Raw genomic sequence first — 14,732 nt, 5'->3', positions numbered from 1 at the left:
AGCGTTAAAAAACAACTTTTCATAAATCAAATTTTTATATTAACTTTGTTATTATTTCTAATTGGAATATTGCATTTTTATTAAGAAATTGTTTTGTAATAAAAAAGTCATTCTTACGTCTTTTTGTAATGATTTATGTTGTTATTTTAAGCATTTTTTACGCCGTTATTTTCATTTTGTTCTGTTGCAAACCCTATCTATTTAGTCTTAAATTGAAGCTCATTGGATTGCTTAACTAAATGAGACTCAATGAAATTCAATGTCGATGAAGTTACAGTTTTTAATTAATTATCAAATGGTTAAGAGGAACAAGTTCATGAGAAGACAAAAAAGGGATCGTTTAGGAAGAGCACATTCTAATGGCTATCAAGCGGGAATGAATGGTAAAGCAAAGGAAAAATGTCCTTATCAGAGTATCAACGCAAAGTCGGAGTGGTTAGGTGGATGGCGAGAAGCTGTTGAAGATAGGAATACAGGCTTGTTTAAGTAATATCTATCAGATTAAGTAAGCAGTGTTAGAGAGTGTTAGGTTAAATAACTAAGTTACTACACTTCAAATAACTGATTTCTTTTTTGCTGTAAAGGTTTCAGTATATTCACTTTCAATTTATAAACGATTTGAGCCCTAAACTGAAGGTATGTTGAGGGCTTTTTAGTTTAAGCGTTATTACTACATACCTTACAGCTTTCTTGTTTTTTCATTTTAAACTGCTGCCATTGATTCGATAATCCATCAAACAAATTGAGCTGATTAATATGTATTGTGTTACCTGTGAGTAACTTTATTGCTTGTAACGACTGCATACCCGCAACAATAGATAACACAGGACCCACAATACCTACCGTTTGACAGTTATTTTCAGGTGGCTTTTTACTTTCTGGGAATAAACAATGGTAACAAGCACTCTCGATGTTTCGCGGATCAACTACAAGTTGTTGTCCGTCAAAGCCTATCGCTGCACCTACAATTAAAGGGACTTTATGAGCAACACAATATTGGTTGATTAAATAGCGTGTTTGAATATTGTCGCTGCAATCTATAACTAAATCCATAGTAGGGAAGTAGTAGTCGCATAACTCACTATCGAGCATTTCATCAATTACTTCAATGGTTATATCGCTATTATGGTCTTGTAGTTTTTCAGCTGCAGTGTCGGCTTTATTCTTCTCTAGATCGTTTTCAGTAAAGAGTATTTGTCTTTGTAGGTTGGTTATATCAACGCTATCGCCATCAGCAATAAATAAGTGACCAATCCCCGCTGTTGCTAAGTAAAGTGCTACAGGGTTACCCAGTCCGCCCATGCCTACGATCATTACTTTGGCATTTTGAAGAGATAATTGACCTTCTTCACCAATGTTTTTCAACATGATTTGTCGACTGTATCTAAGTTGTTCTTTTGAAGTTAGCACTTATCCCTCTCTAATATTTGCTAAACAATGTACCGCGCTTGCTTTAAATTGAATGTAAACAAGGTCATCAATACTTAACGATAAACGCTCAGCCGACCATAAACTAATGGTTGAGTAAAATACTTGGTCTGAGCAGGTTAATGTGATTAAAAGTGTATTACTTTGTTTTTTGATACTTACGATTTTAGCCTGAAAATGATTCACAATTGACGAATCAAAGACTTCGCTTTTACTGATACTAATATCGCTAGCGGCTATGTAACAACGTACTAGTTTACTCGCTAGCTCTTCATTAAAAAGTGCATTTTTCTGTAACGGTAGAAAGATATTAATGTCAGACGTTAATTGTAACGATGTTAATCCGTATTGAGGTAAATGCTCATTAACTTTTAAGGCTAAACTCGTTTGCTGCAAGGTTGTTTGGCTGCTATTCAAAGTATGAATTATGTGATGAATAGATCCAAAATGCTCGACTTTACCTTGATTCATTACTAACAAGTTATCTGCCACTTGCTGTAATTCAGCCAAGCTATGGCTTACATAAAGCATAGGTATTTTTAACGTACGTTGAACATTAAGTAATAGCGTGATCATTAATGCTCTGTTTTGATTATCTAAAGCACTTAAAGGCTCGTCTAACAGCAATAATTCTGGTTCAGACAATATAGCTCTAGCTATTGCGACTCTTTGTTTTTCACCGCCTGATAATAAGGTGGTTTTTTTGTGTAATAGAGGCTGTAGCTGGGTTAGTTGAATAATGTCGTTAATGTTAAGTCGTTTGTTTATGCAACGTTTATGAGCATATTCTAAATTTTGTAAAACATTTAAATGAGGAAATAAACGCGAGTCTTGAAAAACCAATCCAATGCGTCTTTTTTCAGGTTTAATGGTTATGCTTTTAGCTGAGTCGAATAAGATTTTACCATTAAGTATTAACTGACCTGATGATGAGTCTTCTAACCCTGAAATTAAACGTAGTAGGGTAGACTTACCTGAACCTGAATGACCAAAAACACCTGTAATGCCTTGAGTCGAAAGGCGCTGATTTACCGTTAACGTAAAACCATCAAACTCAGTGATGAAATTGAAGCTCAGCTCATTCATGCTTAACTCATTAAAATTTTCACTAACTTGCTCTGTTATCGCGCTACTCATAAGGTATTCACCGTTTTGTTTGAGTTAACAGAAGTTGGCTTTTTGTAATTTAATAAATAGATCAACCCGAGAACAATAAAAGATCCCACTAATAAGCTAGCGGCAAGAATATGCGCTTTTTCATAATTAAAGGCTTCTACGTGCTCAAAAAGGGCGATAGACAATACTTTGGTTTCTCCCGAAATATTGCCACCTATCATAAGTACAATACCAAATTCACCTACGGTATGAGCAAAACCTAAGCTAGCTGCTGTTATAAAGCTGGCCTTGGTAATAGGCAATACAATTGTGAAAAAACGATCAAAAGCATTGGCGCCAAGCATGGCACCAGCCTCAAGAATATCGTCGCCCAGTTGTTCAAACGCTTTTTGTAAAGGCTGAACTACAAAGGGAAGCGAGTAAAACACGGACCCAATAACGATGGCACTAAAGCTAAACGCGAGTTGTTGCCCTGTAACGCTTTGCCAAACTTGCCCAGGAAGATGTTGAGGTGAAAAAGCGATAAGTAAATAAAAGCCCAATACGGTTGGTGGTAAAACTATAGGTAAAGCAACAAAAGCTTCTATCGCTATTTTATAACGACTTTTCATTTTAGCTAAATACCACGCCAAAGGAGTACCAATAATCATGAGAATGATGGTCGTGACTAACGCCATTTTTAATGTTGTGAATAAAGCAATCATATCGCTGCTGGCGAATAACGAAGTATCACTCATAAACTATTCTCTAGTGAATTTTCTACTGTTTGAGAAGGGGTAGTCGATATAACTTTAGCTGAGCTAATTGATTCGATTTTTTTATAACCGTATTGAGAAATACTTTCTTGTGTTTTAGCCTTGAGTAAAAAAGCGCATAACTGTTGAGCTGCTGCTATTTTTTTACTGTTTTTCAAAATAACCAACTGTTGTTTTATCGGATTATAAAGTGCTTCAGGTACGGTTAAACCCTGTAAGTTATTAATTTTCAATTGGCTTAAAGCAACAAAGCCAGCTCCTACCGCATGACTTCTAACTTGTTGAAATGTTTGGCTTACATTAATGCCGATAATCAACTTATTCTGAAAAACATTCCATAAGTTTAACGATTCAAGAGTTTCAAAAGCTCGTTGACCATAAGGTGCCGTATTAGGGTTCGCCATAGCAATTTTTGCTGAATTACTCGTATTATTTGAATAACTTAATAATAGGCTTGAAAGATCTTGCTCAGACGAGAAGTCTTTACTGGCTGACCAAAAGGCAAGCTGTCCAATCGCATAAGTATGTAAACTACCCGCAACAATAAAATCCGCATCGGCTAATCGTTGAGGGTGAATATCATCTGCAGATAAAAACATGTCGTAGGGCGCACCATGTAATATTTGTTGATATAGAGTACCTGATGAGCCGCTGATAATTTCGCTATCAATACCTGACTCATTTAAAAATAGGGGTATTAGTTTAGTTAAAACAGGGGAGAAGTTTGCTGATACAGCAATGCGCAAAGGTTTGTTGTTTGAATTCTTAGCCAAGCTAGATGGACTTATTAACAATAAACTTAAAAAAGTTATTATAGGGAAGGTTAAAGCAGTGAGTAACTTATTCACCTTGCCACTCTTGTGCTTTGTTTGTATCTGACGATTTAGCGCCTAGCCACTTTTCACCTTCGCTGGTTAACTCTTTCTTCCAAAATGGTGCTTTTACTTTTAGAAAATCCATAATAAATTCATTAGCAGCGAATGCATCACCACGATGTTTACAGGTAACGCCTACAAATACAATTTGCTCACCAATTAAAAGTTTACCGACACGATGAATAACTGTGACTCGACCTAATGACCACTTTTTACGAGCTGTATTTACTATGTTTTGCAGAGACTTTTCTGTCATTCCAGGATAGTGTTCAAGGGTTAAGCCTTTAACGTCTAAACCTAAATTATTGTTTCTAACACGGCCACAAAAAGTAACAACAGCGCCATCTTCATTATTGTCCTTTTCTAATAAGTTAACTTCGTCACCGTGATTAAAATCAGCAGTTTGAATAACAATACGGTCGTTTGGAAGATTCGTCGACATCGAAATTAACCACCGGTCACTGGAGGGAAAAAAGCTAATTCGTCATTTTGGTTCACGATGAAGTCATCTTGAACGAGTTCCTGGTTAACTGCTGTAAGTAACGAGTTATTGGTTAAGCTTTTTGCCCAACTAGGGTTTGATTCTATAAGTAATAATCTCGCTTGATCTACTGTTACAGGTCCATTAATCTTTAATTGAGTTTCGTTGCAGTTAAGGGCTTCTCTTAGTGCTGCAAAAAAATTTACCTTGATCATAACTTGTCCTGATTGGAGTCTAGAATAGAGTCATGGTTAGAGTTTTGCTTAGCTGCCCAACTACCAGACTTTCCACCTTCTTTTGAAAGTACCTTGATGCCATGAATCTCCATAAAAGGATCTGCAGCTTTACACATATCAAATAAAGTTAAACAAGCCACTGATACCGCAGTAAGAGCTTCCATCTCAACGCCTGTTTGTCCTGTTAAGCGACATAAACTATTAACAATAACTTGATTGTTGTGTTCATCAATTTCAAACTCAACTTTTACTTTAGTCAACATAAGCGGATGACATAAAGGGATCAAATCGCTACATTTTTTAGCCGCTTGAATACCTGCAATACGAGCAACTGAAAATACATCACCTTTTTTGTTATCGCCTTGAGTGATTAATGTAAGTGTTGCTGGCGACATGGTTATTCTACCTTCAGCTGTAGCGGTACGAGAGGTTACTGCTTTTTCAGTAACATCAACCATGTTCGCTTCACCTTTCTTGTTAATATGGCTTAACGCGACACCTTGTGAACGATTATCTGTCATTAGCTTCGAGTCTCGCATTGTTCAGCAGAAACATTTAAATGTGTTACAAAATTACATGGGCGATGACCTGCATCTAATTGCTCAGCGATTAATTTATCCCAAGCTGTTTTACAGGCGTTGGTTGATCCTGGTACTGATAAAATAACGGTTTTATTAGCCATGCCACCAAAGGCTCTAGATTGAACTGTTGCTGTACCTATTTCTGTTAGAGAAATCGCGCGAAATACTTCACCGAACCCTTCTACATTTTTATCAAATAAAGGGAGTAAAGCTTCTGGTGTATTGTCACGTTCGGTAAAGCCTGTGCCACCTGTTGTGATGATAGCGTGAATGTTTTCGTCTGCTATCCACTGTGAAACAATAGAACGTAATTGGTAAACGTCATCTTTTATTATTTTTTTTGCTGCTAGCTTATGTCCTGCAGAGGTTAAACGTTCAACCAATGCTTGCCCTGAAGTATCTGTAGATTCAGTTCGTGTGTCAGATACGGTTAGTACGGCAATAGATAATGGGATAAATGCACTTCTTTCTTGCTTAGACACTTGATTAGACATGTTCTTTCCTAAAATTTATAAGTTGTTTTTTGATATTTTAAAATAATATGTAGAATTTTTTTACTTCAATATTTATTCCTAAAAGCGTTTTTGAGCTAAAGCCCAATCTTCAGGAGTATTGGCATTAAATAAGCTTGCTAGCGTATTAATTGAAATAGCCTTGTGAGGTATTTGATTAAGTAAGGCACGCATAGAAGGCCCGCTTTTACTTTTAGCCATATTGTTATGAACAAAACTTTTGTTATCCATCTTTTCATTACTGGGATTTTGCTTAGCTTGATGAATAAATGCCGTTTTTAAAAAGTTTTCTGTATGAGCGTTTACAGGTAAATAAAGAGGCAAGTAATTGTCGTTATAAAAACATGCTTGTTGGCTTAGTTCGCCTACTTGCTTTAATTTTTGTAATGCTTCCATTGTCATCAGCGGAAGATCGACAGGTAGAATTAATAAGGCTGCAGGTTTATATTTTTCAATAACACTCGCAATTCCACCCATAGGACCCGCTTCTTTGTATTTGTCTGCCACGAGAACGTCTTGCTGAGAAGAGCAGCTAGGTTGGCCGCTTATTACTATATTATTTATGCCTGAGCCCGTAAGTAATTGCTTACTGTAACTTAGCATATCGACCTTATTTCGTTGTAAGCTGGCTTTATCTATCCCCATTCGTGAAGATAAACCGCCAGCAAGTACAACACCTAAACATGTGCTGTGTTGCACAATAGTAGGATTGTTTAAGGGAGTATTATTAGCTAAACGGATCATTGATTAACCGCCTAACATCGCTAAGTTAGTTGTGGCACCTGTTAGCTTTTCATGTAAAAAATGCGTCGCTTTTTTGTTACCCATCATATTTATAATATGTTGCTTCAAAGGTTCAACATCATCTTGCTGTAAATAATCTTTAAGAGATAAGCCTTCTTCAGTAAATAAACATAAATGAAGCTTACCCAGAGAACTTACCCTTAAACGATTACAGGTTGAGCAAAAGTCGTTACTGTAAGGCATGATCAAACCAATACGACCTGCATAATCAGGATGATAAAATTCTTGAGCAGGACCTGCTGACTTATCTCTAATAGCAGGTAACCAACCATCTAGAATCAAATTCTGTTTAATACGAGAACCTTGAACATGTTGTGCATCAAAGAACTCTTGGTTTTCACCCGTTTGCATTAATTCAATAAAACGTAAAGTTACAGGTGTGTCTTTTAGCCAATCTAAGAAGGTTTGCATGTCGTAAGCATTATATTCGCGCATCAACACAGTATTTACTTTTACTGTGATTTGACCGTGAGCCAATGCCATATCAATGCCTTTTAAAATATGGGGTAACTTGTTGTGACCTGTAATACTATGAAACTGCCTCGGATCTAAGCTATCGATACTAATATTAATCGCATCAATCCCTGCATCTAACCAACTAGGTAAATGTTCCGGAAGTTTAAAAGCATTGGTTGTTATTGCTACGCGTTTGATGCCTTGAGTTTCTTTACAGGCAGCAATGATCTCAGGTAGGTCTTTACGTAAAGAGGGTTCACCGCCAGTAATACGGATCTTCTCTGTGCCTAATTGCGCAAAGCCATTAGCAATACGCTTTATCTCAGGCAAAGATAGAAAGTCACGCGGCTGATCACACTGATAACCATCAGGTAAACAGTAGGTACAACTAAAGTTGCATACGTCAGTAATAGATAGGCGTAAGTAATAAAACTTACGGCCAAAGTTGTCTGTTAACATCTCACCTTTCCAAATGTGGGGAGGCTTACACGTTTCCATGCAAACCCTGGCGGTTTTATATAAAAACCACGGCTAAACTAACATTCCAAACAAGACCATATTCAAGTCGTGATAATTGGGGTAGCTAGAGAAGCTCGGCGAATAATTTGATTATTACTATACCTTAATTTTGGTTTACCATAGTAATATAATTTTAAATGCTATGAAGTTCATAAAGTATATTTTTATTATCAACATATTTATTATAGCTTGGTAATAAGACACACTTTTTATGAAATTAATTCCAGTGTATTTTATAAAATCCCCCAATTGAATCAAACGAGAGAGTTAAAAACCATGGTTGACTGCTACTCAGCACCAAATTTATTGCCATTCGAACAAGCCTTATCAAACATACTTAATCAAGTTCCGTCGGTCACTGAAACGGAAGAGGTATTAATAAGCGAAGCATTAAATAGAGTGTTAGCGAATGTAACCAAAAGCCCTTTAAATGTTCCTCCACATAATAATTCAGCAATGGATGGTTATGCTTTTGCTAAAGAAAGCTTCACCGAGCAAAACTCAGCTAATACGTTAACGCTTATTGGCCGTTCTATGGCTGGCGAACCTTTTCAAGGGGAATGTTTGGTAGGACAATGTGTTCGCATTATGACTGGCGCTAAATTACCAAAAGGTTGCGATACCGTTGAGATGCAAGAGAATTGTGACGTTGTTAATAATGAAGCCGATAATTTATCTCGTATTACTTTTTTAGAGCCTAAAGAGCAGGGCGATAATGTGAGATATGCAGGAGAAGACATTAAAGAAAACCAAGTCGTGTTTGAGCAAGGTAGAAAGTTATCGGCAATCGACGTAGGTGTTTTAGCTTCATTAGGTGTTCCTACCGTTACTGTATATAGAAAACTTACTGTAGCACTAATTTCTACAGGTGATGAACTTAAATTACCTGGCGAAAGCTTAACAGAAGGCGATATATTCGAAAGTAACAGTTTTACTTTAGCTGCGATGCTGGAAAAACTGAACATTAATATTTTAAAGTTAGGCGTAATAAAAGACGATAAAAAAGCCATTACTGCCGCTTTTATTAAAGCCGATAAAGAAGCTGACGCTATATTCAGTTCTGGTGGTGTATCTGTTGGTGAAGCCGATTATACGAAAGAAGTATTGGATGAGTTGGGTGATATTAGCTTTTGGAAAATAGCGATGAAGCCAGGTAAACCTTTTGCTTTTGGTAAACTTCCTAATAGCGTGTTTTTTGGATTACCAGGCAATCCTGTTTCTGCAACCGTTACGGCTCATATGTTAGCCGTGCCTGCACTTACTAAAATGCAGAATTGTATTAATACTGCCCCTGTTAAATTAAGAGTTAAAACTGCAACGAATATTAGAAAATCACCAGGAAGAATGGATTTTCAACGCGGTATTTTAAGTACAAACGAGCAAGGTGAAATGTTGGTATCAAGTACTGGAAATCAAGGCTCAGGTGTATTGACGAGTTTAGCTAAAGCTAATTGTTATATAGTACTGCCTGCAGAACAAGGAAATATATCAGCTAATGAAGTGGTTACAGTGCAATTATTTGATTCAGTGATCCAGCACTAGCAGCATACTTTCAACAAAGTTATTAAATATTTTATCTAGAAAGCTTTTAACTTATTTATTTCATGGTCATTGTTCGACTGAAATAAGTCGTTATAACGCTGACTTTTAAATTGACTGTAAGTGCTATAATGATCCAGGGCAAGAGCATTTAGCTTTTCCCTTTAAGTAGCTTAGTTCTATATTTATCATCAAGCGCTGCCATTTTTAGCTTGCGTTTCATGCTAGCATTACGAGTATTGTCATTCCTAACAATATTTAATGCTAACTTTCTAAACGCATTCATGACTTCGGCTCCATCACCTCGTCTAATGCGAGAGTCATCTTCCTTGAATGTCATATCTAGCGTCCAGTGTAGACTGTTTTCTACTTGCCAATGTTTACGGATAACATCGCTAGCCCTCTGTGCATTTATGCCGAGTGAACTAATGAAATAACGATTTTCTTTCGTCTTTTTATCTCCAATAATTCGAGTAGATTCAACACAAACAACACTGTGAATGCTTGACCAATTTTGTGCGCTTGTTAGCCAACCGTTGGGGATTTCCAGCTGTAAACATTTTCTCACTTCTATCCGACCATGACCTGCGTCAGTATGCTCATACGAGGAATGCCTTATATCTTGATACTTTTCTCTCCAAGCCTTTTGAAACCAAGCTTGAACTTCTTTATTCAAGGTGCCTTGATTGCCTTTGAGTGAGATAACGTAATCTTCTTCTTTTTCTGTGATCAGTTTTGTGATTTTATGCTGACAGCCCATTGCATCCATCGTTAATACGCTGCCTTTTACATCTAATAATTCAAGTAGTTTTGGAATGGCGGTGATCTCGTTAGACTTTCCTTCCACTTTTTGTTGCCCTAATACTAATCCATGCTCACAGCTCCAAGCACTCACCATATGCAGAGCGTTCTTCCTATCTTTCGTGGTAAAGCTTCGTCTGGCAACCTTGCCATCTATTGCTATAACATCAGCATTGACTTGCTCTGCGACTTCTTTTACCCAATTGATGAAACACTGTTGAATGCTGGCAGGCTCAAGTCGACTTAATACCCTTGCAATAGTGTCATGGCTAGGAATGCCATATTTAAAAGGTAGAAATTCCCTTAACCAATCGAGTTTTGCTTGACCGAAATCTTCAATATCTTCCCAACCTTCAGCGCCAGATAGCACTGAACTTACGGCGAGGAATAAAATATCTATTAGTTGATGGCGTTTATTTGATTCTCTTGGATCAGTAATTGAAGAAAAGTGATGAATGAAGTTATTTTCCATGCGGGAAACCCTTTGTAGTTATTTTTTGATCTGATCAATAACTTACTAAAAAGTTCCCTTCAAATGATCTTGCCCTGTATAATGATCCTTATATAGATAAGTTATATTTGAAAATAATGAAAAAATCTTGGTGGCACACGCAATGCAAATATTGTAAAAAAGCGCGTTTAATTTTCTTATGGTTAGTTTTAATGCTAATTGTAGATGCAATGTGGTTTCACTTATTAATTAAATAAAAAGGAAAGCGTTATGGGATATCGTTGGACAGATTCATTAGACATTGCATTAGACCTTATGGAAGAACACCCCGATGCAGACCCAATGAAACTTAATTTTACACAATTAAATAAATGGGTTTTAGCATTAGAAAATTTTGACGATGATCCTGAACATTGCGGCGAAAGGGTGCTTGAAGCTATTCAACTTGCTTGGTTATCAGAAGTTGATTAATTAGTGTAAGTTTTAAATGATTTTTGGTGTTATAACTTAGCTTTTTCATTAAGCATTAATAAAAATTTATGTTAGCCTATTTACAATAATGTGAAGCTTAGTATTTCACATACTCATTATAAAAAATCCAACAAGAGAAAGTCACTCAAATTACTATGACCAACAATAAAAAACATCCGTTATATATACCGTTTTCAGGACCTTCATTATTAGAAACTCCTTTATTAAATAAAGGCAGTGCTTTTAGTTCTGAAGAGCGAGCAAATTTCAATTTAACAGGTCTTTTACCTCCTCGTTATGAAACGATTGATGAGCAAGTTGAACGTGCTTACATGCAATACAAAAGTTTTGATGAAGATTTAAATAAGCATATTTATTTAAGGGCGATTCACGATAATAACGAAACTTTATTTTATAAGCTTGTTCAAGCGCATTTAGCTGAAATGATGCCGATCATATATACCCCAACAGTGGGCGATGCATGTGAGCAGTTTTCAGATATATATAGAAGCTCAAGAGGTTTATTTATCTCTTATGAAGAACGTCATAGCATGGACGACATTCTACGCAACGCGACTAAAAATAAAGTTAAAGTTATTGTTGTTACCGATGGTGAGCGAATTTTAGGTTTAGGTGACCAAGGTATTGGCGGTATGGGAATACCTATTGGTAAGCTTTCATTATATACCGCTTGTGGTGGTATTAGCCCTGCCTATACATTACCAGTAATGCTTGATGTAGGAACAAATAATGAAAAGCTATTAGCGGATCCTATGTACATGGGACGTCGTCATAAACGTATCGGACAAGAAGAATATAACGAATTTGTTGATATGTTTATTACTGCGGTTAAGCGTCGTTGGCCTCGTGTTTTATTACAATTTGAAGATTTTGCACAACCTAACGCAACTCCGTTACTGAATAAATATCGTGATGAAATTTGTTGTTTTAATGATGACATTCAAGGAACCGCCTGTGTAACTGTCGGTTCTTTACTTGCTGCTTGTAGAGCAAAAGGCGCTAAGCTTTCTGAGCAAAACGTTGTATTTGTTGGTTCAGGTTCTGCTGGCTGTGGTATTGCTGAACAAATCATTACGCAAATGATCAGCGAAGGTGCTTCACCTGAACAAGCAAGAAGCCAAATTTATATGATAGACCGTTCAGGTTTACTTATAGAAGGTATGGAAGGTTTAAGAGATTTCCAAAGTAAGCTTTGTCAGTCTTTATCTAATATAGCCGACTGGGATACTAGCGGAACTTCACCGACATTATTAGAAGTTGTTAATAATGCCCAACCCGATATTTTGATTGGTGTTTCAGGCGTTGCGGGTTTATTTACCGAAGAAGTGATAAGAGCAATGAAGTCTCATTGTGCTTTACCTATCGTGTTCCCTTTAAGTAACCCAATAAAACAAGTTGAAGCTAAACCTGACGATGTTATTGAATGGTGTAATGGTGAAGTGATTATAGCTACAGGTAGTCCTTTTAAACCTGTGCATTTTCAAGGTAAAACCTTCCCAATTCCACAATGTAATAACAGCTATATATTCCCAGGTTTAGGCTTAGGCGTTGTTGCTGCAAACATTAATCGAATTACTGACGAAATGTTAATGGTGGCAAGTGAGATGTTAGCAAGTGAATCTCCATTAGCGAATACAGGCAAGGGTGAATTGTTACCGCCTTTAACTTCTATTGCACAGCTAAGTAAAAAAATAGCCTTTGCTGTAGCTAAGGTTGCATATGAGCAAGGTTTAGCATTAGAAATAAGTGACGAAATGTTATTGGCAAAAATTGATCGTAATTTTTGGAATCCAGAATATCGTCAATACAAAAGAATTAGCACTTAAACAGCTAGTTATATATACCCATTAACATGCAATTTAAATGCTAACGGGTATATATATGTTGATAAATGAATCATTCACAGTTTATTTATTAGCAAGTTTTTACTTTCGAACCAGATATCATTTGCATTATTAATGTAAAAGCGTAGAATACGCGAGCTTTTCTGTCACTATGGTGACGGAAATGTCTGGAAAATCCGTTTTAACACTTAAATATAATAGAGGGCGATATGGTTACCATTCGTTTAGCTCGTGGTGGCGCTAAAAAGCGTCCATTTTATCAGGTTGTAGTTGCAGATAGCCGTAACTCTCGCGATGGTCGTTTCATCGAGAAAGTTGGTTTCTTCAATCCAACAGCACAAGGTCAAGCTGAGAAATTACGCTTAGACCTAGACCGTATCAACCATTGGGTTGGTCAAGGTGCTGGTTTATCTGATCGTGTAGCTAAGTTAATTAAAGATGCTCAAGTAGCAGCTTAATTATACTTAGAAGGTTTTAGGAGTCATTGTGGAAGAATTAGGTAAAGAAATCACTTTAGGTAAAGTAGGCGCAGTCTATGGTATCAAAGGTTGGTTAAAGATCCATTCGTTTACTGACGACCAAGAAGCCATTTTAGACTATTTTCCTTGGTCTTTAAAATTAGGGAATAAAACGCAATTAGTGGAAATAACTGATTGGCGTCGACACAGTAATTCACTTATTGTCAAAGTAGCAAATGTTGATGACCGAGATATTGCGCAAGCATATGTAGGTTCTGAAATAATTGTTAATGAAAAAGCGTTACCTGAACTACCTGATGGTGAGTTTTATTGGCGTGACTTAATTGGTATGACTGTTGTTACTAATCAAGGTTATAACCTTGGTAGTGTTTCTGATGTTATGGAAACGGGCGCTAACGACGTACTGGTTGTAAAAGCTAATCTAAATGATGGATTTGGTAAAAAAGAAAGGTTAATCCCTTACTTATTTGAGCAAGTCGTAGAGTCAGTTAGTTTAGAAAATAAACAAATTTGTGTTGACTGGGATCCAGGTTTTTAACTCGTGAGTAACTGCAAATTATGGATAGGGGTGATAAGCCTTTTTCCTGAAATGTTTGATGCAATCACTGAGTACGGAGTAACTGGCCGAGCAATTCGTAATGGTTTGATTGACTTTCATAAGTGGAATCCTCGTGATTTTACGCATGATAAGCATCGCACTGTTGATGACCGACCTTATGGCGGTGGTCCAGGAATGCTGATGATGGTTCAACCACTACGAGATGCCATTATTGCTGCACGCGCTGCAGCAGATGTTGATGGTAGTTCTCATAAAGAGAAAGCTAAGGTTATTTATTTATCTCCGCAAGGCCGTAAATTAGATCAAGCTGGCGTACGCGAATTATCACAACATGACCGACTGATATTTATAGCAGGACGTTATGAAGGCATAGACGAGAGACTAATTGAGTCGGATATCGACGAAGAGTGGTCTGTTGGTGATTATGTATTAAGTGGTGGGGAATTACCTGCTATGAACGTAATCGATGCTATAGCACGCTTTGTTCCTGGTGTATTAGGGCACGAACAATCAGCCGAACAGGATTCATTTTCTGAAGGTTTATTAGATTGTCCGCATTACACAAGGCCTGAAGTATTGAGTACATCTTCTTCGGAAGAAAAATCAGTACCTAAAGTTTTGCTAAGTGGTGATCACAAACGTATTGAACAGTGGCGTCAATTTAAGTCTTTAGAAAGAACATGGACTAGAAGACCCGAACTATTAACTAACCTAGCTCTGACAGCAGAACAAGAAAAACACCTACTCTTAATTAAGAATGGTAAAAAGATTGTTGATGACTGTGAAACCTAGGAAGAAGGTATT

Annotated in this window: 18 protein-coding genes and 1 riboswitch; of the genes, 7 read left to right on the top strand and 11 right to left on the bottom strand. The window is 36.8% G+C overall.

The genetic code is table 11. From position 1 onward, the window contains the following. Positions 1-316 precede the first annotated feature (316 nt). Positions 317-490, top strand: coding sequence for a ribosome modulation factor (gene rmf, locus ACPUVN_RS12585; RefSeq protein ID WP_426359974.1), 174 nt, complete (start codon positions 317-319; stop codon positions 488-490). A 167-nt stretch (positions 491-657) separates the two neighbouring features. Here the strand turns inward: rmf and ACPUVN_RS12580 are convergent, their stop codons facing one another. From ACPUVN_RS12580 to moaA, 10 genes are all read right to left on the bottom strand, one after another. Further along, positions 658-1,410 carry a HesA/MoeB/ThiF family protein gene (locus tag ACPUVN_RS12580; protein WP_426359975.1) on the bottom strand — a complete coding sequence of 251 codons (753 nt, stop codon included), beginning with the start codon at positions 1,408-1,410 and terminating at the stop codon, positions 658-660. Further along, positions 1,411-2,565, bottom strand: a complete 1,155-nt coding sequence (gene modC, locus ACPUVN_RS12575; RefSeq protein WP_426359976.1) for a molybdenum ABC transporter ATP-binding protein — start codon at positions 2,563-2,565, stop codon at positions 1,411-1,413. Next, positions 2,562-3,281, bottom strand: a complete 720-nt coding sequence (gene modB / locus ACPUVN_RS12570) for a molybdate ABC transporter permease subunit (protein ID WP_426359977.1) — start codon at positions 3,279-3,281, stop codon at positions 2,562-2,564. The genes modC and modB overlap by 4 nt, the downstream gene beginning before the upstream one ends. Next, positions 3,278-4,072, bottom strand: coding sequence for a molybdate ABC transporter substrate-binding protein (gene modA / locus ACPUVN_RS12565; RefSeq protein ID WP_426359978.1), 795 nt, complete (start codon positions 4,070-4,072; stop codon positions 3,278-3,280). The genes modB and modA overlap by 4 nt, the downstream gene beginning before the upstream one ends. A 67-nt stretch (positions 4,073-4,139) precedes the next feature. Next, a complete protein-coding gene (moaE, locus tag ACPUVN_RS12560) occupies positions 4,140-4,616 on the bottom strand; it encodes a molybdopterin synthase catalytic subunit MoaE (RefSeq protein WP_426359979.1) in 477 nt (158 codons plus the stop codon). 5 nt (positions 4,617-4,621) lie between these two features. After that, positions 4,622-4,870, bottom strand: coding sequence for a MoaD/ThiS family protein (locus ACPUVN_RS12555; RefSeq protein ID WP_426359980.1), 249 nt, complete (start codon positions 4,868-4,870; stop codon positions 4,622-4,624). Then, positions 4,867-5,412 (bottom strand): cyclic pyranopterin monophosphate synthase MoaC, encoded by a 546-nt coding sequence (gene moaC, locus ACPUVN_RS12550; protein ID WP_426359982.1) that lies wholly within the window; start codon positions 5,410-5,412, stop codon positions 4,867-4,869. Before moaC ends, ACPUVN_RS12555 begins: the two co-directional genes overlap by 4 nt. Then, positions 5,412-5,966 carry a molybdenum cofactor biosynthesis protein B gene (moaB, locus tag ACPUVN_RS12545; RefSeq protein WP_426369208.1) on the bottom strand — a complete coding sequence of 185 codons (555 nt, stop codon included), beginning with the start codon at positions 5,964-5,966 and terminating at the stop codon, positions 5,412-5,414. Before moaB ends, moaC begins: the two co-directional genes overlap by 1 nt. A 78-nt stretch (positions 5,967-6,044) precedes the next feature. After that, on the bottom strand, positions 6,045-6,728 hold the full coding sequence (mobA, locus tag ACPUVN_RS12540; RefSeq protein ID WP_426359984.1) for a molybdenum cofactor guanylyltransferase: 684 nt from the start codon (positions 6,726-6,728) through the stop codon (positions 6,045-6,047). Positions 6,729-6,731: 3 nt separating this feature from the next. Beyond that, positions 6,732-7,703, bottom strand: a complete 972-nt coding sequence (gene moaA, locus ACPUVN_RS12535) for a GTP 3',8-cyclase MoaA (protein ID WP_426369207.1) — start codon at positions 7,701-7,703, stop codon at positions 6,732-6,734. Next, a riboswitch (molybdenum cofactor riboswitch) is annotated at positions 7,690-7,855 on the bottom strand. (Overlaps the previous gene by 14 nt.) Before the next feature lie 184 nt (positions 7,856-8,039). On the opposite strand from moaA, the gene glp reads away from it, so the two are divergent. Then, complete coding sequence (gene glp, locus ACPUVN_RS12530; RefSeq protein ID WP_426359986.1) at positions 8,040-9,305, top strand: gephyrin-like molybdotransferase Glp; 1,266 nt, start codon at positions 8,040-8,042, stop codon at positions 9,303-9,305. Between the two features lie 148 nt (positions 9,306-9,453). On the opposite strand, the gene ACPUVN_RS12525 is transcribed toward glp, so the two are convergent. Beyond that, positions 9,454-10,575, bottom strand: coding sequence for an ISAs1 family transposase (locus ACPUVN_RS12525; RefSeq protein WP_426369206.1), 1,122 nt, complete (start codon positions 10,573-10,575; stop codon positions 9,454-9,456). 249 nt (positions 10,576-10,824) lie between these two features. On the opposite strand from ACPUVN_RS12525, the gene iscX reads away from it, so the two are divergent. From iscX to trmD, 5 genes are all read left to right on the top strand, one after another. Continuing rightward, positions 10,825-11,025: a Fe-S cluster assembly protein IscX gene (gene iscX / locus ACPUVN_RS12520; RefSeq protein WP_304370182.1), complete on the top strand. Its 201-nt coding sequence runs from the start codon at positions 10,825-10,827 to the stop codon at positions 11,023-11,025. 155 nt (positions 11,026-11,180) lie between these two features. Then, positions 11,181-12,872: an NAD-dependent malic enzyme gene (locus tag ACPUVN_RS12515; RefSeq protein WP_426359987.1), complete on the top strand. Its 1,692-nt coding sequence runs from the start codon at positions 11,181-11,183 to the stop codon at positions 12,870-12,872. Positions 12,873-13,099: 227 nt separating this feature from the next. After that, entirely contained in the window at positions 13,100-13,348 is a 249-nt protein-coding gene (gene rpsP, locus ACPUVN_RS12510) for a 30S ribosomal protein S16 (protein ID WP_426359988.1), read from the top strand. 25 nt (positions 13,349-13,373) lie between these two features. Continuing rightward, positions 13,374-13,907 carry a ribosome maturation factor RimM gene (rimM, locus tag ACPUVN_RS12505; protein ID WP_426360539.1) on the top strand — a complete coding sequence of 178 codons (534 nt, stop codon included), beginning with the start codon at positions 13,374-13,376 and terminating at the stop codon, positions 13,905-13,907. Between the two features lie 30 nt (positions 13,908-13,937). Continuing rightward, positions 13,938-14,720 (top strand): tRNA (guanosine(37)-N1)-methyltransferase TrmD, encoded by a 783-nt coding sequence (trmD, locus tag ACPUVN_RS12500; RefSeq protein ID WP_426369205.1) that lies wholly within the window; start codon positions 13,938-13,940, stop codon positions 14,718-14,720. Positions 14,721-14,732 lie beyond the last annotated feature (12 nt).

This window comes from Pseudocolwellia antarctica (assembly GCF_049933045.1).
Classification (GTDB): Bacteria; Pseudomonadota; Gammaproteobacteria; order Enterobacterales; family Alteromonadaceae; genus Pseudocolwellia.
This window is presented reverse-complemented; position numbering and strand designations above follow the sequence as displayed.

Excerpts from the sequence above, each read along its gene's own strand:
- rmf (WP_426359974.1), top strand. The coding sequence starts at position 317 with ATGAGAAGACAAAAAAGGGATCGTTTAGGAAGAGCACATTCTAATGGC.
- modC (WP_426359976.1), bottom strand. The coding sequence starts at position 2,565 with ATGAGTAGCGCGATAACAGAGCAAGTTAGTGAAAATTTTAATGAGTTA.
- modB (WP_426359977.1), bottom strand. The coding sequence starts at position 3,281 with ATGAGTGATACTTCGTTATTCGCCAGCAGCGATATGATTGCTTTATTC.
- moaE (WP_426359979.1), bottom strand. The coding sequence starts at position 4,616 with ATGTCGACGAATCTTCCAAACGACCGTATTGTTATTCAAACTGCTGAT.
- ACPUVN_RS12555 (WP_426359980.1), bottom strand. The coding sequence starts at position 4,870 with ATGATCAAGGTAAATTTTTTTGCAGCACTAAGAGAAGCCCTTAACTGC.
- moaC (WP_426359982.1), bottom strand. The coding sequence starts at position 5,412 with ATGACAGATAATCGTTCACAAGGTGTCGCGTTAAGCCATATTAACAAG.
- moaB (WP_426369208.1), bottom strand. The coding sequence starts at position 5,966 with ATGTCTAATCAAGTGTCTAAGCAAGAAAGAAGTGCATTTATCCCATTA.
- mobA (WP_426359984.1), bottom strand. The coding sequence starts at position 6,728 with ATGATCCGTTTAGCTAATAATACTCCCTTAAACAATCCTACTATTGTG.
- moaA (WP_426369207.1), bottom strand. The coding sequence starts at position 7,703 with ATGTTAACAGACAACTTTGGCCGTAAGTTTTATTACTTACGCCTATCT.
- glp (WP_426359986.1), top strand. The coding sequence starts at position 8,040 with ATGGTTGACTGCTACTCAGCACCAAATTTATTGCCATTCGAACAAGCC.
- ACPUVN_RS12525 (WP_426369206.1), bottom strand. The coding sequence starts at position 10,575 with ATGGAAAATAACTTCATTCATCACTTTTCTTCAATTACTGATCCAAGA.
- iscX (WP_304370182.1), top strand. The coding sequence starts at position 10,825 with ATGGGATATCGTTGGACAGATTCATTAGACATTGCATTAGACCTTATG.
- ACPUVN_RS12515 (WP_426359987.1), top strand. The coding sequence starts at position 11,181 with ATGACCAACAATAAAAAACATCCGTTATATATACCGTTTTCAGGACCT.
- rpsP (WP_426359988.1), top strand. The coding sequence starts at position 13,100 with ATGGTTACCATTCGTTTAGCTCGTGGTGGCGCTAAAAAGCGTCCATTT.